This is a genomic window from Odoribacter sp. N54.MGS-14 (genome assembly GCF_000980295.1).
GTDB lineage: Bacteria > Bacteroidota > Bacteroidia > Bacteroidales > Marinifilaceae > Odoribacter > Odoribacter splanchnicus.
Window position 1 is genome coordinate 1 of record NZ_LARL01000062.1, and the last position, 18,400, is coordinate 18,400.

Below are 18,400 nucleotides of genomic sequence, written 5' to 3' on the forward strand. Positions count from 1 at the left end.
AATGAATTAAAAAAGGATATGGAAGGGGAGAGGGAAGATGGTGTGGGTGACGACGAAGAAATACAAATGGTGATGTAAAAAATGATGCCGGTGATGATGTAAAAAATGATGCCGGTGATGATGCAAAAAATGATGCCGGTGATGATGCGGGAGATGATACCGGAGCGGAAAAGCAGGTGTTTCCGGCTGCTGTTCCGACAGATGCCGATACAGGTGTTGCTATTCGATATGGTATTGATAATCACGCCATTATTTTACTAATCCGAAAAGAAAAACGGTGGATTTTTTTTGAAAATATCCGATATTTTACTCTATCTTTGCTATCAGAATGAAACGCCACAATAAGACAATCGTAAATCGGGCGAAATTCTACGTTCTTTTATGTGTTGGATCCAATACGGAATATAATCCCCCTTGTCCTGTGCTTGCCGGAAAACAGTTCATAGGGTGAATAGATTCCTTTGACGGTTGCGGGCAGGTTATACGATGGTGCGCACGCGTATCCTATCCGTTCAACTGTTTTGAAGACAGCCTTGGGGCTGTCGAAAAAAATGAATATCTATTTTGTCCGGAAGGACAGAGCAGATGATGTCAAACCCCATAAATTAATGAATTATGGGAAAGGTCAAGCCGGATCTGGCCGGTGCTTATGTGAGCAAGGTTGGTGGTGTCGCTTATTATATAAAGGATGGCGTAAATTATGTCAGGTCTTTGAGTAAGAGCGAATATAAATCCAATACTCCCTTGCAGGCAGAAGTGAAGGCCAGATTCAAATCCGCCTCGCAAATGGCGGGGCAAATGAAGGAAATCGCCAAAGTGGGTTTTCCTCAGCGGAAACGGGGAATAACGCCTAAGAATGCCTGGCATTCGGCGAACAAAGAATGTTTCCGTAAAACAGATGAAGGCATTGAGATCGATTTTGAAAAACTCCAATTTTCGAACGGTAGTCTTTATCCGCCGGAGGTGACGCTGACCTACGACCAGGAGTCGCAGACCTATACAGCAAGCTATCCGGAGATGCCGGCAGAAAGCAACTGCCATCCGGATGATGTTGTGTATGTGCTGCTTCTGGATACCGAACAGCTGTTTACGCGTCTGGTGCCAATAGGGCAGCGCGGTGAAGCCGGAGAAACGGTAATCGAAGTCTCTGATTTGTGGAGTGGCGCTGTTATGGCTTATTGTTTTGCAACTAGTGCAGATGGCAAGACAGCCAGCAGGACGTTACATCTGGAGATTTCCTGACAGGCAGACCGGGCGATTGCCGGAATGAGACATAATTTGCCTGATTATTGATATAGTGTGTCAAAAATTTTTGACACACTATTTTTTTAGTTCATTTTCAGGTGACTTGCGGGGAATGGCAAGGTTTACTCAGACCTCCTGTTTCAAAATCGTCTCTTCGATGATCTGCGGGAAATACCGGTATTCCAGTTCGTGTACCCGGGCGGCAAGGTCGTCGGGGGTGTCTGTCGGGAGCACCGGGCATTTGGCCTGAAAGATGATAGCGCCCTGGTCGTAGTGATCATTGACATAATGAATGGTGATGCCGCTTTCCTTTTCGCCGGCTGCAATAACGGCCTCGTGCACATGGTGTCCGTACATGCCTTTACCGCCATAGGCCGGAAGAAGGGCCGGATGGATGTTGACGATTTTGTTCGGCCAGGCTGCGGTGATAAAAGAGGGCATTAGCCATAAAAAGCCGGCTAATACGATAAAATCGATCTCCTGTTCCTGGAGCTGGCGGAATACTTTGTCCGGATTCCGGAACTCTTCCCGGTTGAAAACAAAAGATGGAATACGGTATTTTTTAGCCCGTTCCAGAACGTAAGCATCCGGGACATTACAAAAGACAGATTTTACGCAGAATTGCGGTTTTTGAGCAAAATATTGAATGATATTTTCAGCGTTAGAACCTGATCCTGAGGCAAATATTGCTATTTTTTTCATGGTGTAAGCATTTAAAAATCAAGACGATAAAGGTAATAAAAGTTTATTCTTGGCAAAAAATTTTTTAGTGAAAAAAATAAAGTCTAAATTTGCCATCTGAATTTAGATAATTATGCAAATCTTGTTGCATAGAGTGTTAAAGTAAAAAGAATGTCTAATTAAAATTTTAAGCTATGTCTGACATTACTGAAAGAGTACAACGGATTATTGAAGAGAAATTAGGTGTAGATGCATCAGAAGTTAAACCCGAAGCTACCTTCACAAATGATCTGGGTGCCGACTCTTTGGATACTGTTGAGCTGATTATGGAACTGGAAAAAGAATTCAATATTACTATTCCGGATGATCAAGCAGAAAAAATTGTTACTGTAGGTGATGCTATCTCTTACGTGGAAGCTAACGCAAAGTAATTTAATATTGTTTTTATGGATTTGAAACGAGTAGTAATTACAGGTCTTGGAACAATCAACCCTTTAGGTCATAATGTGCCTGAGTTTTGGGACAATTTATTGAAAGGCGTCAGTGGCGCCGGTCCTATTACTCGTTTCGATGCATCAAAATTCCGCACACAGTTTGCTTGTGAGGTGAAAAATTACGAACCGACCGGATATTTCGATAAGAAAGAAGTTCGGAAGATGGATCTTTATACTCAATTCGGTATCATCGCTGCAAGAGAGGCGCTTAAAGATTCGGGTTTGGACCTGGAAACAGCGAACAAAAAGCGGATAGGTGTAATATGGGGAGCAGGAATCGGTGGCTTGCAGACTTTTTTCGAGGAGTGTGATACTTTCTCGAAAGGAGATGGTACGCCTCGATTCAATCCTTTTTTTATACCTAAGATGATCGCTAACATGGGAGGAGCCATGATCGCTATAGAAAACGGATTGAAAGGTCCGAACTATACGACGGTCTCTGCATGTGCATCGTCGGCTCACGCTATTGTTGATGCATTGAACTTAATTCGCTTAGGAAAAGCTGATGCCATTGTTGCCGGTGGTTCTGAAGCTGCTGTCACCGTTCCTGGTGTAGGTGGTTTCAATTCGATGAAAGCCCTTTCAACCCGCAACGATGACCCGAAGACAGCTTCCCGTCCTTTCGATGCAGACCGGGATGGTTTTGTGATCGGTGAAGGTGGAGCTGCCCTGATTCTTGAAGAGTATGAACATGCTGTGGCCAGAGGTGCACATATCTATGCAGAGATTGCAGGGGGTGCCGGAAACTGCGACGCTTATCATATGACCGCTCCGGATCCGGACGGGGCCTATGAAGTGATGTTGCTGGCTCTTGAAGATGCAGGTATGAAACCCGAAGATATCGATTATATCAATGTACACGGTACTTCGACCGGGTTGGGAGATATCTCCGAACCGACAGCTATCCTGAAAGCGTTTGGCGAGCATGCTTACAAGTTGAATATCAGTTCTACGAAATCTATGACAGGTCACCTTTTGGGGGCTGCGGGTGCTGTAGAAGCGATCGCTTGTACGTTGGCTGTAAAGAATGATATTGTTCCTCCGACGATTAATTTCCATACTTTGGCTCCGGAGCTCGATCCGAAATTGAATTTTACGTTCAACGAGCCGCAAAAGAGGGAAGTGAAAGTAGCCATAAGCAATACTTTTGGCTTCGGTGGACACAATGCATGTGTCGTAATCAAAAAATAATCACATACTAAATTCTTTAGGGCTGTGATTAGGCAAATCATTCAATCCATAAGACTTTACCTGAATCGTAACGGGAAGTTTTATGGATTGTCTATTTCTCAGATCGGCTTTGTGCCCAACAATAAGAGTCTGTATCGTTTGGCTCTGCTGCATAAGTCGGCATCGAAGATGACTTCCAAAGGGGTTGTGCTCAATTACGAACGTCTGGAGTTTTTAGGAGATGCCGTCCTGGGAGCTATTGTCGCTGAATTATTGTATAAATTCTTTCCTAAAAAGGACGAAGGTTTTCTTACCCGTGTCCGTTCTAAAGTAGTCAGCCGCGAATCTTTGAATGAATTGGCCATTAATATCGGCCTGGATAAAGCTGTCGTCGCAAAATCGGATATCTCCCGGAATAAGCATATTTACGGAGATGTATTCGAAGCTTTTATCGGGGCGATGTTTCTGGATCAGGGATTCGTTAATACCAAACGGTTTATCGAGAAGTTTATCTTTCCCAATTTCTTCGATATCAAAGATCTGGTGACGATCGACACCAACTACAAAAGCCGCCTGATCGAATGGGGACAAAAAAATAAAGTCGATATCCATTTCCAGACAGACGAAGTGGCTCGCGGACGTCGTAAATTCTGTTGCACCGTGATGCTTAGCGAGGAAGAAAAAGGAAAAGGGGAAGGCACTTCCAAAAAAGAAGCCGAACAAAATGCGGCTAAAATTGTTATCGATATCTTATCGAAAGAAGCTGACGGAAATATAGAAATTTAAGATTTACGATTTACAATCGATTCTGAACGTAAATCGTAAATCGTAATTATGAATTATCTTACTCTTTCAACATAAGAGCCATCGGCTGTCGAAATCCGGATTTTTTCTCCCATTTCAATGAACAGGGGAACCATTACTTTGGCGCCGGTTTCCACTTCTGCCGGTTTCAGTGCGGTAGATGAAGCGGTATCGCCTTTCAGGCCCGGTTCGGTATAGGTCACTTCCAACACGACACTCGGCATCAACTCGACATACAACGGAGTTTCGGTATCGGCATGTACAACCATTTCTACTGCATCTCCTTCTTTCAGAAATTGAGGGGCATTGATCAGTTCTTCCGGGATGTTTACCTGTTCGAAAGTCTCGGTATGCATCATCACATAGTCTTCGCCTTCTTTGTACAGGAATTGATACGGACGTCTTTCGATACGGGCCGTGTCGATTTTAACTCCAGAGGTGAATGTGTTTTCAAGTATACGGCCGGTTTTTACGTTTCTCAGCTTGGTTCTCACGAATGCCGGACCTTTACCGGGTTTTACATGCTGAAACTGTACGATTGTATATAAATCGTCTTTGAATACAATACATAGTCCGTTACGGAAATCTGCTGTTGTTGCCATTGATTCTGTATTTTTTTGATTATAATTTTATTTTGAGGTTGCAAATATAGAAAAAAGGGATCAAAATGCCAAGTGAATCGCTTATGGATTTCATTCTGAGCTGTTTGGAGAAAACTATTTTTCAATGCATCCGGGGGAATGTCGTTCGTTTGCGTTGGATTGTGTGAAATAATACTGGCTATTTTGAAAAGTGAAATAGATGTAATTTAACTAAGGAAGAGTTTTGAAATGACCCTTAAAAGTTTTGTATTTAACTTTTAGGGGGCATTTCAAAAAAATTACTTTTCTGCCAGCCTTTTTTATTATAGCTCCGAAAGATTATTGAGCGGCTACTTCATTTTGATAAGCGTGATCACCGAAACCTAAAATCGGGAAGAAAACGAAAGGTAAAAGAATCAGACCGATGGTAAAGCCGATTCCCTGACCGAATTTTTTGGCTATTTCATTGTAAAGCATGATAGCGAATACAATATTTACCAACGGAATGAAAAACATGATCACCCACCAGGCCGGTTTGGCTGCTATCTTAGTCATCAGATAGATGTTGTAAATCGGAATGATACATCCCCAACCCGGTTGCCCGGCCTTTTCAAATGTTTTCCACATACCTGCAATTGAGATCACGACAATCGCAAGATAAATAATAGAACCAATCATAATTTTTAGTTTTTAGTTATAAAAGTAATGATGCACACCTAAATCTTGATTAGATTATGCAAATATACATATTTTTGGAATCGGTTACGTCTGATTGGAATTTTTTTTGAATTTGATATCGGTATCTGATCAAAACTTAATAATTCATAAAATTTATGGTATTTATATACATGTTTATCCTAAATGTAGGTTTATTTCGTCGTTACTAATTCGTCTCCAATGGTCGCCAATCCCGATCACCTTCGCCTAACGTTATCACAGAATTGTATACTGGTCTTGATTTGATAAAAGGCATTTTCTTTGGAAATAATCCGGATGATCAGGCTTCCTATTGTTGTAAATTTCCGCTTGTATTTTCTTTACCGGTTAGCTCTGCCGTGAGATGGAGGGTTTTATGCCGGAAGACCATTGGAGCGGGGACGAGGATCCGGTTAGGGTTTCCGAACGCCCGACCGGTGGTGTCTGACGAGCTTGCGAGGAGTTCCGCCGGTCAGTGAAGGAAAGCCTTAGCGGACCGTTCCAGGCGAACCGGTCTGACGGTATAAAAACCGGAAGCGGAATAGAAAGAAAAAATAAACCTACGTTTATAAGTGTAAATATGTATATAACTACCAAATTTATTTCGTCAAATGAATATAGTCCGTCAATATAGTTTGGATGAATTGTAAATTATTCATATGAGTTTCTATTCCGGTCAATTCCTTGATCTTAGCCGATAAAGGCTCCAGGAGTTTATACTCTTTGTTTTTTTCGAATTCCCGGAACACTTCCCGGACAATGGCCATGTCTTTATCCGAAAGCATAGCGATTTGGGGAAAAGTCGGCTGGTAAGATTCCGGTGTTTCGAAAAAACTGATCCGTCTCAGATCGGTGTCCTTTTTTTCATGAATGACCGTGGTACCTGCTGCCAAATCCCCGAGACGCTGCATTTTCGAACTGATGATAATGCTCAGCATAGCAAGAATACCCATACTGGCACTGATGTCTACCAGACGCAATATCCAGCGCAACAGACAATTCCAGAAAGAGAGCTTTCGGCCGTCGAGCCGTACGACCCTTAAATGTAAAGTTAGTTTACCCAGACTCCTGCCATGAAAAAAGTATTCACAAACAAAATGGTAACACATTAAAATGACCAATAAGATAATGGCTGTCGTGGTGTTCCTGAAAATACTACTGAGGGAAGCCAGGGTGAAACAGAGTATGTATATTCCGCCTAAGAAAGCCAGGTCGATGAGGGTTGCCCCTATCCGGTTCACCAATCCTGCCGGCTGGTATGCAATATTGACGTGCTGGGCAGTACGTATAGATATATCCATATAAGTTGAATTTATATTCTATTTTATCTTGCAAACATATGTTTTTTTCTGAAAAAAATATACTTTTATGCTGTTTAACTGAGAGTATGAAAGAAGCCCGGTTTATTTCACGCAATAAAGATAAATGGAAAAATATGGAAAACGGACAGCAACCGGATGCGGAGCATTTGGCTGCTAATTTTATCGAATTGTCCGATGATCTGGCTTATGCCCGTACTTTTTATCCGGGAAGCGAGGTGGAACGCTACCTGAACCAGCTGATTGCCGGTTATCAAACCGATATCAACTCGCGGCCTGTGCGGAAAAATAAACCGATATGGTATTTTTGGAAACAAGAATTGCCTTTACTGTTGGCCAGCGAATACAAAACCTTACTTTTTGCCTTTTTCTTTTTCGTGTTGTCGGCTTTTGTCGGGGTATTTTCAGCTGCTCACGATGAGTCGTTCATCCGCTTGATTTTGGGAGATACTTATGTGAATATGACCATCGATAATATCACTTCCGGTAAACCGATGGGCGTTTATAACCAGGGAGACGAATGGGAGATGTTTTTGCGGATTACGACGAACAATATCCGGGTGTCTTTTATCGCTTTTGCTTTCGGGTTATTTTTTTCGGCCGGAACTTTGTGGATCCTTTTCTCGAACGGGATGATGATCGGTGCTTTCGAATATTTTTTCTATAAATACGGTTTATTGGCCCACTCCGTCATGTCGGTATGGGCACACGGTACTTTCGAGATTACTTCGGTTATTATTGCCGGAGCTGCCGGGCTGATTATGGGGAATAGCTTTTTGTTTCCCGGGACTTATCCCCGTTTGTTTTCTTTCAGGCGGGGAGCTGTTCGTGGGGTGAAGATCGTAGCGGGATTAGTTCCCTTTTTTATTCTGGCCGGCGTGATCGAGAGTTATATTACCCGTTATGCAGATGCTATGCCTGTCGTCGGTGCACTCTGTATCGGGATTTCGGCTGTCGGCGTGATCGGTTATTTTATCGTTTATCCTGTGATCATCGGGCGCAGACAGAAGTTGAACGAAGGAGAAATAGATTGATTGATATTTTAAATATACATGTGAATGGAAAAGATTAATTTTAATCAGGTACGTGGGTTCAGTGATTCGATTACCCTGACTTTTAATTTTATTAAACAGGAATTTAAGCCTTTGCTGAGGTCTTTTGCGGTGATTGCCCTGCCTGTTGTTTTTATCGGATTGTTTTTTATGAGCTATTCGGCTCGTGAGAGCTTGATTACGATCGTACAGCCTGATCAATATGCCGGATCGTCGCTCGATATGCTGACCAATAGCCTGTTGACCAATCTTTTGACGATGGTGATCTATTTCTGGATGTCGCTGATCGGTATCGCTTATATTCGTGTCTATCAGGATAAAGTTGCTGCGGCCGACGAGGCAAGAATCACTCCGGGAGAGGTTTGGCAGGTGATGTGGCGTAATCTGGGTAAATCCCTGTTGTGGGCAGTTATCTATTTGCTGATGGTTGTTTTCGGTATGATACTCTTTATTGCTCCCGGGATTTATCTGGGAGTCGTTTTTGGTTTCGTATTCTATTATATGATACTGGAAAACCGGTCGATCTCGGCGGGAATGAGCGGTTCGAGAGAGCTGTTGAAGGGAAAGTGGTGGAATTTCTTCGGGTATGTGATCGTTTTACAGTTGATTGTCGGCGGGCTTTCTTATATTTTTTCCATTCCCTACCTGGTATTGACTTTTAAGACTATTTTTACCCAGCAGCTTCCTGGAATTTACGAAACGACTTTTAGTCTTTTGTTCGCCAACCTGGGACAAAGCCTGTTGCAACTGATCTCCGTGGTGGGTATTGCAGTCCGGTTCTTCACTTATCTGGAACAGAAAGAACATACCGGTCTGTTGAGTAAGATCGGACAGATCGGGAATAGGGATAAACAAATGCCGGAGCGTGAAGAAATGCATTGAATATATTGTTTTTGTCGTCGTTCTGCTTGTGGGGCGGGGAGAGGAGGGGACTGCTTCGGTTTCGGCGGAGTCGGTATCGGATTCTAGCCGGATCGCTTATCGGGAACGTACTCCCGGAGAAAACTTTTTACAACAGTACCGTGACGATCCGGCATTCGATTATTCGGTGAAACCGGTCGCCGAAACCGGCGATTGGTGGCAGAGATTGAGGTGGTGGCTCATGCAGCATATCTTCGGTAGTTACACGCATAAAGATATCGTATGGCTGGACTTGTTGCTGAAAGTGCTGGCAGGGCTGATCGTCGTTTTTGGTATTTATAAACTCGTACGCAGCAAGTTTTGGCTGACTGCAAAATCGGAACCGGACTTTCAGAAAACGATGGACCCCTGGATAGGTGAAGCCTGGAACGAACTTTCTTACCGGCAAATGCTGGAACAAGCCGTGGCGGAAAATGATTTCAAATTGGCTATCCGCATTCGCTATGGAGGCTTGTTGCATTTGATGGATGAAAAAGGAATGATCCGCTGGGATGCCCATAAAACGAATAGATCCTATTACTATGAATTGAAAGATAAAGCCTTAAGGGATGATTTTGAAAAGCTCGCTTATATTTTCGATTGCGTGTGTTACGGCGATTTTGAGGTGAGTGCTTCTCTGTATGGGCAACTTGAACCGGTGTTCGACGAATTCCGGGATAAACTGAAAAAATGAAGATTAGAAATTTTGTCGGTATTGCATTATTGTTGATCTTATCACTGATCTACACCTGGTATGAGGCAAATCGTCCCCAGCCGGTAGATTGGTCCGAAACGTATTCGCCGAAGGATAAGATCCCTTACGGTACTTACATTACATACCGGAGCTTGCCTGAATTATTCCCGGCTTCAAAGATCAGGACTTCGCGCTTGTCGATAGCCGAAGAGTTCGGAAGTGGGCGGGATACATCTGCCGGGACATACATTTTTGTCGGTTTGGACTATCGGATCGATGCCCTTGAATTGAAACATTTGATGCAGTGGGTAGAGAAAGGAAATGATATGTTCGTTGCCGCCGGGTGGATTGCCGACACGCTGTTGAATGCTTTATCTCTGAAGCTGGAACAGAATTTGAACCCCAGCGGCAGTAAATTGCTTTTTGCTCCCGGGCACGTATATCCGTTTTATAAAATCCGGCACGGTAGCTATTTTGTCTTGCCGGCTGATTTTAAAGGCGAACGTTTGGGGGGTAGGATCGATAATGATTCCACCGATTTTATACGCCTACCCTATGGGCGGGGACAGGTATTCCTGAATTTGAATCCCTGGGCTTTCACCAATCGCTGGGTTTTGGATAGTGTCTGTGGCGATTATTATTACAAGGCGTTGTCGTGGTTACCGGATAAAGGTCGAACAGTGATTTGGGACGCTTACCGCACCTTGGGAAGGCAGGAAGCACAAACACCTTTGCGGGTGATTCTGCAATATCCTGCCTTAAAATGGGCGCTTTATCTGTTGCTGGCAGGAGCTTTGTGTTATGTGCTGTTCCGTGCACGGAGAGAACAACGTCCGATTCCGGTAATCCACCCTCCGGAAAATAAAATGCTCGAATTTATAGCTACCGTGAGTTCACTTTATTATAAACAGAAAGAACATTCGGCGATTGCTTTAAAACTGACCGACTATTTTCTGGGAGAGGTCAGGACCAGATATCAACTGGCTACCGACCGGCTGGACGAACCCTTTATCCTCGGATTATCCGCACGCTCCGGGGTAGAGGAGGAAGATACCCGCAGACTGGTACAGCTGATCACGGAAATCAGGACCACCCGGCAGGTGAATGAAACCGAATTGCGTAATTTGGTACAGGGAACAGAACTTTTTAACAGGAAATTAAATCAATAAAATATGGATACTGGTTTTGAAACGAGAATAGATTTTTCAGCGTTGAATGAGAAAATTAGTTTGTTAAGAGAACAAATGGCCCGGGTGATTATCGGGCAGCGGCAAGTGGTCGATTTGTTACTGACGGCCTTGCTGGCCGACGGCCATGTTTTGATCGAAGGAGTGCCCGGGGTGGCCAAAACATTGATGGCTAAAGTGTTGTCCCATCTGATCGAAGCCGGTTTCTGCCGTATTCAGTTTACTCCCGACCTGATGCCGAGTGATGTCCTCGGGACTTCGGTATTTTTACCTTCTACAGGAAAATTCGAGTTCCGGCAGGGGCCTGTATTTACCAATATTTTATTGGTGGATGAGATCAACCGCTCACCGGCAAAGACGCAGGCAGCCCTTTTTGAAGTTATGGAAGAAAGACAGATTACCAATGATGGCGTAGAATATGCTATGGAGTTTCCATTTATGGTCGTCGCAACGCAGAATCCGGTAGAACACGAAGGCACTTATCGCCTGCCGGAAGCCCAACTCGACCGGTTTATGTTTAAAATTTTAGTGGATTATCCCAGAAAAGAAGAAGAGGTTGAAATATTGGAATTACACGATAAAAGATCGTCCGAAAGTTGGAAAGAACAAACTCCGGTGGTATCGGTCGGGGAATTGAGCTATTTACGGGAGAAAGTACATGATGTGCATGTCGACGAAAAAATAAAAGCTTTTATCGTAGATATCGTCGGTACAACCCGCGACAATGCCTGGTTGTACCTGGGTGCCTCTCCCCGGGCATCGATCGCTTTGATGAATAGTGCAAAAGCATTTGCTGCCATCAGCGGACGTGATTTTGTCGTTCCTGAGGATGTATTATATCTGGCTGCTCCGGTATTGCGGCATCGCGTGCAGCTTTCGGCCGAGAAAGAGTTGGAAGGGGTTGTGGTGGATCAGGTCATTCAACAATTGATCGCTAAAGTCGAAATTCCCAGATAATGAAGGAACTCTTTTTGAACCGGCGTTTTTTTATGTTCCTGTGGGGTGGGGTATTCGCTTTACTGCTGACCTTCGTATTTCCTCGGGTATATCCCTGGGTAATCTGGGCTTTGGGATGCGGAGGGGGACTCGTCGTTGTGGATATCACCTTGTTGTATGGATTCGGAAAGGCATTCGGTGCACAACGTATCGTAGGGGATAAATTTTCCAACGGGGAAGAAAATCCGGTACGGATCCGGGTGGAAAACAAGTATCCTTTTGCGGTCCGGGTGCGTGTCGTAGATGAAGCGCCGGTCGAATTTCAGGAAAGAAACAACAGTTTGAATTTTTGTCTGTCCTCCCACGAACACAAAGAAGGTACTTACTTCCTCCGCCCTGTAAAACGAGGGGCTTACCGGTTCGGGCAGGTCAGGGTATTCGTGACCTCCCGTTTGTCGCTGGTCGAACGCCGCTATTCCTTCGAAAAAGAAAAGGAAGTGGCGGTTTATCCTTCCTTTGTCTCTATGCGGAAATACGAATTACTGGCATTTACAGGCCGGCAGTCCGGTAACGGGATAAAACGGATACGGGTGGCTGGTATTTCCACAGCTTTCGACCAGATAAAACCTTATGTCCAGGGAGATGATCCCCGTACCGTAAATTGGAAAGCGACGGCCAAATGCAACCGGCTTATGGTCAACTCCTATACCGAAGAACGTTCACAACCCGTGTATTGCGTGATCGATAAAGGACGAACCATGCAAGCTCCTTTTCGGGGAATGACGACTTTGGATTATGCGATCAATGCCACCCTGGCCTTGGCGAATATCATTCTGAAAAAAGGAGATAAAGCCGGATTACTGACTTTCTCTGATAAAGCCGGAGCGTTGATAAAAGCAGATAACCGCCGGTTGCAGCTGAATAGCATCAGCGAGGCGCTTTATAGTCAGCAGACTTATTATCTGGAGTCGGATTTCGAGCAATTGTGCATCACGGCTTCCCGGCGGATCCATAACCGGAGTCTGCTGATCCTTTTTACAAATTTCGATACCGTCAACGGGATGAAGCGCCGTTTGCCGGCCTTGAAAAGGTTGACGGATAACCATTTGCTGCTGATTGTTTTATTTGAAAACACAGAGATCAACCGGGTGGTGACCGAACCGGCCTTGAGCATCCGGGATATCTATTTCAAAGCTTTAGCCGGAAGTTTTATTACAGAGAAAAGGCGTATCGCCCACGAGCTGAGAAATGCCGGTATTTATACCATTCTGACCGAACCCGAAAAACTGACCGCTACGGTGATCGATGGCTATCTGGAAATGAAGGAAAGGGGACTTGTTTAAATCTGCTCTTCTGCTGCATCGATCCCCGTTGCAATTTCCTGGATAATCCCTTTTCGGATATAGACTTGCCGGGCATGTTTCCGTACCAATGGGCGGTAGTATTCGAAAATAATTCCTCCGAGAGCACAGGAAACACCTGAGATCAGGATGATAGCCGGTAAACCGGTTTGCTTTTCCAGACTGCCCAGAAACATACTCCCCACCGGAGCTATTCCGGTGAAAGTCATGGCCAGATATCCCATGACACGTCCTCTTTTATCTTCATCGGATAACGTTTGTAACAGGGTATTGATAGAGGCTACCGTACTGATGATGGCAAATCCTGCTGGCAGGCAAATGAGTGCTGCAATCCAATAAGTATCGATATACGATAGAATCATCAGGCTGATCCCCAGCAGGAAGGCTGATATCGTGACTACCTTACCCAGGCCGACTACGCTTTTGCGGGCTGCGAGGTAAAGGGCGGCCAGAAAAGAGCCCACTCCGATGCAGGATAGTAAAAATCCCAGCATCTCGCTATCTCCCTGAAGAATATCCTTGACATAAGCCGGAATAAAAGTCATGAGCGGCAAGCCGAAGAAACTAACGGCACTCATTAACAACAACAGGGCCCGTATGGGAATGTTACCGGACACATAGGAGAAACCTTCTTGTATATCTGTGAGCACATTCTGCCGGCGGTGCTGAACGGTAAAAGGTGACAGGCGCATCAGGGAAAGGGCGATGATGACTCCCAGGTAACTGATCCCGTTCAATAGAAAGCAGAGCCCTTCACCGAAGATTCCGATCAGTACTCCTCCGACTGCCGGGCCGATGAGCCGGGAACCATTGATCACAGCCGAATTGAGCGCGATGGCATTGCTGAGATGTTCTTTGGCTACCAAACTCGGATAGAAGGCTTGACGGGTTGGATTGTCCAGTGCGTTGATGCAACCGATCAGCAGGCTTAAAATCAGGATATGCCATACTTCGATCACGCCGCTCAAGGTCAGTACAGCCATCGAAAGGGCTTGTACCATAGATAAAGATTGGGTCAGGATCAGTATTTTTTGCCGGTCGAAACGATCGACAAAAACACTCATGAGGGGGGTGACCAATAAAATCGGAATTTGGGCCATAAAAGTTACCGTTGCCAGCAAAAATACCGAACCGGTCAGGCGGTATACCAGCCAGCTCATCGCAATCTGTTGCATCCAGGTTCCGGTCAGCGACACACACATCCCCGTGAAATACAACCGGAAATTACGCGTCTTCAACGATATCAGAATAGATGAAAAAGCCTTACCGTTATCCGGTAAGATCTCCCGTAATCCTCGAATCACTTTCTTTTTCTTTTAATCCCTGATTTTGTTTCGTTTAAAGCCCCAGTTCCTCTCCGATCAAAATGACTTTGATTCTGCCTGCCGGATAACTCTTTTCTGTAATTGTCCAGACGTTACAAATCCGGTCGGGGCTATTACAATCCATACATACACCGGTCTTGTGGCATGGGGTACGGAAGCCTTCATGGCGTATTGCATTTCGGGGAGCTGCAATGGTCCTGACCCGGTGCATGGCTTCCTCCAGGTTTGCGGTGATTTTATTGATACCGATGAACAATACCACATGTTTAGGCCCGAAAGTGATACCGCCGACCCGGTTACCAATCATATCCAGATTGACCAATTGACCTTTTTGTGTGAGGGCGTTGCTCCCCGTTAGAAACAGGTCGGTTAACAGAGCCTGGCGTCTCCAATAGATCTTTTGTTTCCGGCTCATACCCGGAGCGAAACTATCGATGACCGAGAGTTCCGGATTTTTTCGCAATTCATTCAAAACGCCCGTAGCCTTCATCGTTTCGGAATCGCCCCAGGAAACAGTCTCCACCTGTAGTCCCGGAAAGATATCCCGGAAAAATATCGCACTGGCTTCGGCTGTATTATGGGCAAAAAATACTTCGAAATGGTTGTGGCGTAAAGCTGCAATAGTTTTGTCGATGATTTCTTTGTTCATATTTTGTTTACTTTTTGTCTGTTTTAACGTATACGACCGATGATTATCCGTGAATCACCGATGCTGTCCGCTGTAGTTACAAAGCCGGTAAAGAGGGTAAAAACAACCTGGAACTCTTGTAACTGAAATGATAGATTAAGTGATGGACAAAGATAGGGATTTACTCTTTTTATCTGGAATTTGTTTGTTAATATTTCATTTTATAATTTTACACCCTTAATAACATCGATTATGAAAAGATTGCTCACACATTTAGGTCTTCGGTTTTTTCTGCTTTTTTCCTGTATTTTTCTTTCCTCGTTTTTTATTTCACTTTCTGCTCAGGAGTTTATAAAAGGGGGGGCGAATGGTTTCGAATGGCGGTTGATAGGCCGTGTATTTTTTGACGGAGGGTATTTTTTTAACGATACCACCGATTTAGGTAGTAGTTTTCAGGTGAACGATATCCGTTTAGGGACCCAGATTCGTTTTCTGGAGCACTGGGAAGCTAAAATAGAATTGGGGTATGGAGACAGTAAGATCAGTATGAAGGATATTTTCCTGACTTACAAATTCGGTGAACAGGCTGTCCGGGTCGGTTATCAATATGAGCCTTTCGGAAATTCCCGGGTAGGAACGACGAATTTTCGTTTTATGACCAATGCTGCTTCGGATAAAGCGTTGGGAAATTCCCGGAAATTGGGGGTAGGCTACAGCTATAATCACCAATGGTTTAATTTTATGGGAGGTATATACAGCGACGGAGATGTACAGAAGTCCAAGTCGCTGGATCAGGGCTATTCCCTGGCGGCGAAACTGATCGGCCGGCCTCTGTTGAAAGATAAGAAACTTGTCCATCTTTCTGTCGCACCCCGGTTCAGTAGCGGACAGGAAACGATCACTTTCAATGCCGGCATACCGACCGATTTATTGACGAAAGACGATAATTCGTATGTAGAGGCAAAAGTGGATCAGGTGATTAATCAATGGAAGCTTGATCTCGAAATGATTTTGCTCTACAATAAATGGTATTTCCAGGGGCAATATTTTCTGGCACACCTGAATCGTTTTCAGGCCGATAATTACAATGGCAAAGGATGGTACGGTCAGATCGGATACATGATTCTGGGAGCAAAGCATAATTATAATGCTGCTACCGGTATGATCGTCAATCCTGCTCCCAAAAGCCTTGAAGTGTTATGCCGCTATAATATGATCGACCTGAATGATGCCGGTATCCGGGGAGGGAGACTGACGGATATTTCTTTGGGAATGAATTATTTTATCAATAAATATGTAGCAGCAAAAATCAATTATACCCATATGATGGTCGGAAATAGTTCGCCCAAGGGAGGTGATGATTTCGACCTGATTCAGGCCCGGCTGCAATTTTCATTTTAGTTTGCAGACGATAAAAATTTCCTTACCTTAGACCGGTCGGAAAAGTCCATAAATTTCCCGGATCGGATGGGCTTATTCTGTCGTGACCGATAAGATTTAATTTTAATAATATGAAAAAGATTCTGGTAAGTTTAGCCGTATTGTGGTGTGTGGCACTCGGTGTACAGGCACAGGATAATCAGGAGTATGAGAAGCAAGTTGCCAAGATGTTGGAAATGACTCATACCATGGATGCCATGAAACAAATCTTCCCTCAGATGACAGCTATGTTAAAGCAGCAGTTGCCTCAGGCCCCCGATGAATTTTGGAAAGAGCTGGATGCTTCTATGAATGGGATGTATGACAAGATGATCAAGGCGGTGATCCCGGTGTATAAAAAATACCTTACGCTGGATGATCTGAAAGAGATCATCAAGTTTTATGAAACTCCGGTAGGAAAGAAATTGTCTGAAATGAATCCCAAAGCGACAGCCGAAATATTACCTATCGCCCAACAGATCGGGATGCAGACGATGCAGGAACTGATGCAGAAAGCACAGGAAAAAGGGTATTTGAAATAAAGGGCGGTTTGTCTTGGAATTTGGAATGGCATGAGCATGAGCCTGAAGGGCTTCTGCACATGCCATATTGTTTTTACCTTTTCGGTTTCTGTTTGAGCAACGGATGGCGCATATCGTATTTCTCTTTCCCATATCGGGGAGTTTCGTAGATATAAGCCGGAATTTGTTTACCTTCCTCCTGGGCTCTTTTAATCAGATATTCCAAAGCGGTCGCATAATAATAATGCGGCATGGCTTCATCGCGGTCGTACATGTTATAAGCGACATATTTGGTATATTTTACCTTCTTGGCCAATTGTTCGAAAGTCAGTTCATTATCGTTATAATCGGGATTAACGCGGGTATAGAAAGACAACGCCTTGACGAATTTGGCCTGATCGATATTTTTATCCTGTGCTAACCGGTCGACTAAGTCCCAGGCTTCGTCATATTTGTTTTGACGGAACAGACCGGTCAGTTCGGCCATTTTCAGGTTATAGTATTTCCCCTCGAACTCGGGCAGCGATTCAGTAAATGCGGTCGGAGCATATGCTGTTGCTTCGGTGAGTTTGGCATCGACGGCTTCTTTACCGAACAGACGGACGAATTCATCATAATGATCGGCCACTTTTTTCACATACGGATTATTGTATCCTCCGATACATTCGACATATAATTCCCAGATTTTCGGATCGGTGAGTTTTCCTCCCATTTCGATCAATTTATCAAAATCCTTTTGTACGTTCCGATTACCGGAAACCTTCTGTCTGTGGATATAGTCGATCAGAAAATCACTGTCATACTTCCCGCTCTTGTATTTCTCCGTTAAGTACACAGAACTGAGCTTTGGATCGAGTGCACCTTCCGCGTCGGCGATAAAATCGGCAGCCGGCTTATTTCCTCCGCTCCGGTGAATGAGTGTCTCTGTTTTGGGATTTACGAAAATATAGCTCGGATAGGAATGGATCCCGTATTTTTTCGCCAATTCCCGGCCTTCTCCTTTTTCGGCATCGATTTTCAGACACACGAAATTTTTATTGTATACTTCTCCTACCTCCGGTAATGGAAAAACCGTCAGGGCCATGTTGAGGCAGGGACCGCACCATTCGGTAAAGAAATCGATAAAGATCTTTTTCTTTTCCTTTTTGGCCAAAGCCACCGCTTCGTCCCAACTGCCGTGGAAAAAGCGGATTCCGCTTTCCTGCGCAGTGGCAGAAAGCAGAATCGCTATAAAGAATAAACTGAATACTAATTTTTTCATTATGGTTAATTTTTAGTTACTACCTTCATCGCCCGGGCAACAATATAACCTAAATATTCCGAATTATTATCTCGGGGGAGATAAGTAACTTCGGTTCCGGTATTGAAGTTGTAATAATAGAAGGTT

The 18,400-nt window shown here is 44.3% G+C and carries 20 protein-coding genes; 13 read left to right on the plus strand and 7 right to left on the minus strand.

All coding sequences use genetic code 11. The features are described 5' to 3' along the window. Window positions 1-117 precede the first annotated feature (117 nt). On the plus strand, window positions 118-261 hold the full coding sequence (locus WS42_RS15545; RefSeq protein WP_182400491.1) for a hypothetical protein: 144 nt from the start codon (window positions 118-120) through the stop codon (window positions 259-261). Between the two features lie 354 nt (window positions 262-615). Continuing rightward, window positions 616-1,242 (plus strand): DUF6266 family protein, encoded by a 627-nt coding sequence (locus tag WS42_RS15550; protein WP_202189691.1) that lies wholly within the window; start codon window positions 616-618, stop codon window positions 1,240-1,242. Between the two features lie 129 nt (window positions 1,243-1,371). On the opposite strand, the gene purN is transcribed toward WS42_RS15550, so the two are convergent. After that, the gene (gene purN, locus WS42_RS11520; protein WP_046405379.1) at window positions 1,372-1,947 is read right to left on the minus strand and encodes a phosphoribosylglycinamide formyltransferase; all 576 of its coding nucleotides are present in this window, start codon (window positions 1,945-1,947) and stop codon (window positions 1,372-1,374) included. 173 nt (window positions 1,948-2,120) lie between these two features. On the opposite strand from purN, the gene WS42_RS11525 reads away from it, so the two are divergent. The 3 genes from WS42_RS11525 to rnc are packed head-to-tail and all read left to right on the plus strand — an operon-like array spanning window position 2,121 to window position 4,376. Continuing rightward, window positions 2,121-2,357: an acyl carrier protein gene (locus tag WS42_RS11525; protein ID WP_013613133.1), complete on the plus strand. Its 237-nt coding sequence runs from the start codon at window positions 2,121-2,123 to the stop codon at window positions 2,355-2,357. 15 nt (window positions 2,358-2,372) lie between these two features. Continuing rightward, a complete protein-coding gene (gene fabF / locus WS42_RS11530; protein ID WP_022159530.1) occupies window positions 2,373-3,611 on the plus strand; it encodes a beta-ketoacyl-ACP synthase II in 1,239 nt (412 codons plus the stop codon). Between the two features lie 24 nt (window positions 3,612-3,635). Beyond that, the gene (gene rnc / locus WS42_RS11535; protein WP_013613135.1) at window positions 3,636-4,376 is read left to right on the plus strand and encodes a ribonuclease III; all 741 of its coding nucleotides are present in this window, start codon (window positions 3,636-3,638) and stop codon (window positions 4,374-4,376) included. A gap of 53 nt (window positions 4,377-4,429) precedes the next feature. Here the strand turns inward: rnc and efp are convergent, their stop codons facing one another. From efp to WS42_RS11550, 3 genes are all read right to left on the minus strand, one after another. After that, entirely contained in the window at window positions 4,430-4,996 is a 567-nt protein-coding gene (gene efp / locus WS42_RS11540) for an elongation factor P (RefSeq protein ID WP_013613136.1), read from the minus strand. A 318-nt stretch (window positions 4,997-5,314) separates the two neighbouring features. Then, window positions 5,315-5,653 carry a DUF5684 domain-containing protein gene (locus WS42_RS11545; RefSeq protein ID WP_046403702.1) on the minus strand — a complete coding sequence of 113 codons (339 nt, stop codon included), beginning with the start codon at window positions 5,651-5,653 and terminating at the stop codon, window positions 5,315-5,317. A gap of 617 nt (window positions 5,654-6,270) precedes the next feature. After that, the gene (locus WS42_RS11550; RefSeq protein WP_046403701.1) at window positions 6,271-6,972 is read right to left on the minus strand and encodes an RDD family protein; all 702 of its coding nucleotides are present in this window, start codon (window positions 6,970-6,972) and stop codon (window positions 6,271-6,273) included. A gap of 86 nt (window positions 6,973-7,058) precedes the next feature. Here WS42_RS11550 and WS42_RS11555 point away from each other — a divergent pair, with 86 nt between their 5' ends. The 6 genes from WS42_RS11555 to WS42_RS11580 are packed head-to-tail and all read left to right on the plus strand — an operon-like array spanning window position 7,059 to window position 13,102. Beyond that, a complete protein-coding gene (locus tag WS42_RS11555; protein WP_013613140.1) occupies window positions 7,059-8,024 on the plus strand; it encodes a stage II sporulation protein M in 966 nt (321 codons plus the stop codon). A gap of 24 nt (window positions 8,025-8,048) precedes the next feature. After that, window positions 8,049-8,924, plus strand: coding sequence for a hypothetical protein (locus tag WS42_RS11560; RefSeq protein WP_046403699.1), 876 nt, complete (start codon window positions 8,049-8,051; stop codon window positions 8,922-8,924). After that, on the plus strand, window positions 8,908-9,636 hold the full coding sequence (locus tag WS42_RS11565; protein WP_046403697.1) for a DUF4129 domain-containing protein: 729 nt from the start codon (window positions 8,908-8,910) through the stop codon (window positions 9,634-9,636). Before WS42_RS11560 ends, WS42_RS11565 begins: the two co-directional genes overlap by 17 nt. Further along, window positions 9,633-10,805: a DUF4350 domain-containing protein gene (locus WS42_RS15555; protein WP_202189690.1), complete on the plus strand. Its 1,173-nt coding sequence runs from the start codon at window positions 9,633-9,635 to the stop codon at window positions 10,803-10,805. Before WS42_RS11565 ends, WS42_RS15555 begins: the two co-directional genes overlap by 4 nt. Before the next feature lie 3 nt (window positions 10,806-10,808). Beyond that, window positions 10,809-11,780 carry an AAA family ATPase gene (locus WS42_RS11575; protein WP_046403695.1) on the plus strand — a complete coding sequence of 324 codons (972 nt, stop codon included), beginning with the start codon at window positions 10,809-10,811 and terminating at the stop codon, window positions 11,778-11,780. After that, window positions 11,780-13,102 carry a DUF58 domain-containing protein gene (locus tag WS42_RS11580; protein ID WP_046403694.1) on the plus strand — a complete coding sequence of 441 codons (1,323 nt, stop codon included), beginning with the start codon at window positions 11,780-11,782 and terminating at the stop codon, window positions 13,100-13,102. Before WS42_RS11575 ends, WS42_RS11580 begins: the two co-directional genes overlap by 1 nt. On the opposite strand, the gene WS42_RS11585 is transcribed toward WS42_RS11580, so the two are convergent. Next, entirely contained in the window at window positions 13,099-14,424 is a 1,326-nt protein-coding gene (locus WS42_RS11585) for an MFS transporter (RefSeq protein ID WP_022159552.1), read from the minus strand. The two genes, WS42_RS11580 and WS42_RS11585, sit on opposite strands and share 4 nt — an antisense overlap. Window positions 14,425-14,458: 34 nt before the next feature. After that, complete coding sequence (locus WS42_RS11590) at window positions 14,459-15,094, minus strand: lactate utilization protein (protein WP_022159551.1); 636 nt, start codon at window positions 15,092-15,094, stop codon at window positions 14,459-14,461. Window positions 15,095-15,325: 231 nt separating this feature from the next. On the opposite strand from WS42_RS11590, the gene WS42_RS11595 reads away from it, so the two are divergent. Together WS42_RS11595 and WS42_RS11600 are read left to right on the plus strand one after the other, a co-directional pair. Further along, window positions 15,326-16,474 carry an OprO/OprP family phosphate-selective porin gene (locus tag WS42_RS11595; protein ID WP_046451123.1) on the plus strand — a complete coding sequence of 383 codons (1,149 nt, stop codon included), beginning with the start codon at window positions 15,326-15,328 and terminating at the stop codon, window positions 16,472-16,474. Window positions 16,475-16,584: 110 nt separating this feature from the next. Then, complete coding sequence (locus WS42_RS11600) at window positions 16,585-17,034, plus strand: DUF2059 domain-containing protein (protein ID WP_046451124.1); 450 nt, start codon at window positions 16,585-16,587, stop codon at window positions 17,032-17,034. 73 nt (window positions 17,035-17,107) lie between these two features. Here the strand turns inward: WS42_RS11600 and WS42_RS11605 are convergent, their stop codons facing one another. Further along, window positions 17,108-18,274, minus strand: a complete 1,167-nt coding sequence (locus tag WS42_RS11605; RefSeq protein WP_046451125.1) for a thioredoxin family protein — start codon at window positions 18,272-18,274, stop codon at window positions 17,108-17,110. Window positions 18,275-18,400 lie beyond the last annotated feature (126 nt).

Bases quoted from the DNA above. Each gene is read 5' to 3' on its own strand.
- WS42_RS11525 (WP_013613133.1), top strand. From the start codon at position 2,121: ATGTCTGACATTACTGAAAGAGTACAACGGATTATTGAAGAGAAATTA.
- WS42_RS11575 (WP_046403695.1), top strand. From the start codon at position 10,809: ATGGATACTGGTTTTGAAACGAGAATAGATTTTTCAGCGTTGAATGAG.
- fabF (WP_022159530.1), top strand. From the start codon at position 2,373: ATGGATTTGAAACGAGTAGTAATTACAGGTCTTGGAACAATCAACCCT.
- WS42_RS15545 (WP_182400491.1), top strand. From the start codon at position 118: ATGATGCAAAAAATGATGCCGGTGATGATGCGGGAGATGATACCGGAG.
- WS42_RS11560 (WP_046403699.1), top strand. From the start codon at position 8,049: ATGGAAAAGATTAATTTTAATCAGGTACGTGGGTTCAGTGATTCGATT.
- WS42_RS11600 (WP_046451124.1), top strand. From the start codon at position 16,585: ATGAAAAAGATTCTGGTAAGTTTAGCCGTATTGTGGTGTGTGGCACTC.
- WS42_RS15555 (WP_202189690.1), top strand. From the start codon at position 9,633: ATGAAGATTAGAAATTTTGTCGGTATTGCATTATTGTTGATCTTATCA.
- WS42_RS11545 (WP_046403702.1), bottom strand. From the start codon at position 5,653: ATGATTGGTTCTATTATTTATCTTGCGATTGTCGTGATCTCAATTGCA.
- WS42_RS11590 (WP_022159551.1), bottom strand. From the start codon at position 15,094: ATGAACAAAGAAATCATCGACAAAACTATTGCAGCTTTACGCCACAAC.
- WS42_RS11605 (WP_046451125.1), bottom strand. From the start codon at position 18,274: ATGAAAAAATTAGTATTCAGTTTATTCTTTATAGCGATTCTGCTTTCT.
- WS42_RS11555 (WP_013613140.1), top strand. From the start codon at position 7,059: ATGAAAGAAGCCCGGTTTATTTCACGCAATAAAGATAAATGGAAAAAT.
- WS42_RS11550 (WP_046403701.1), bottom strand. From the start codon at position 6,972: ATGGATATATCTATACGTACTGCCCAGCACGTCAATATTGCATACCAG.
- WS42_RS11580 (WP_046403694.1), top strand. From the start codon at position 11,780: ATGAAGGAACTCTTTTTGAACCGGCGTTTTTTTATGTTCCTGTGGGGT.
- WS42_RS15550 (WP_202189691.1), top strand. From the start codon at position 616: ATGGGAAAGGTCAAGCCGGATCTGGCCGGTGCTTATGTGAGCAAGGTT.
- WS42_RS11595 (WP_046451123.1), top strand. From the start codon at position 15,326: ATGAAAAGATTGCTCACACATTTAGGTCTTCGGTTTTTTCTGCTTTTT.
- purN (WP_046405379.1), bottom strand. From the start codon at position 1,947: ATGAAAAAAATAGCAATATTTGCCTCAGGATCAGGTTCTAACGCTGAA.
- efp (WP_013613136.1), bottom strand. From the start codon at position 4,996: ATGGCAACAACAGCAGATTTCCGTAACGGACTATGTATTGTATTCAAA.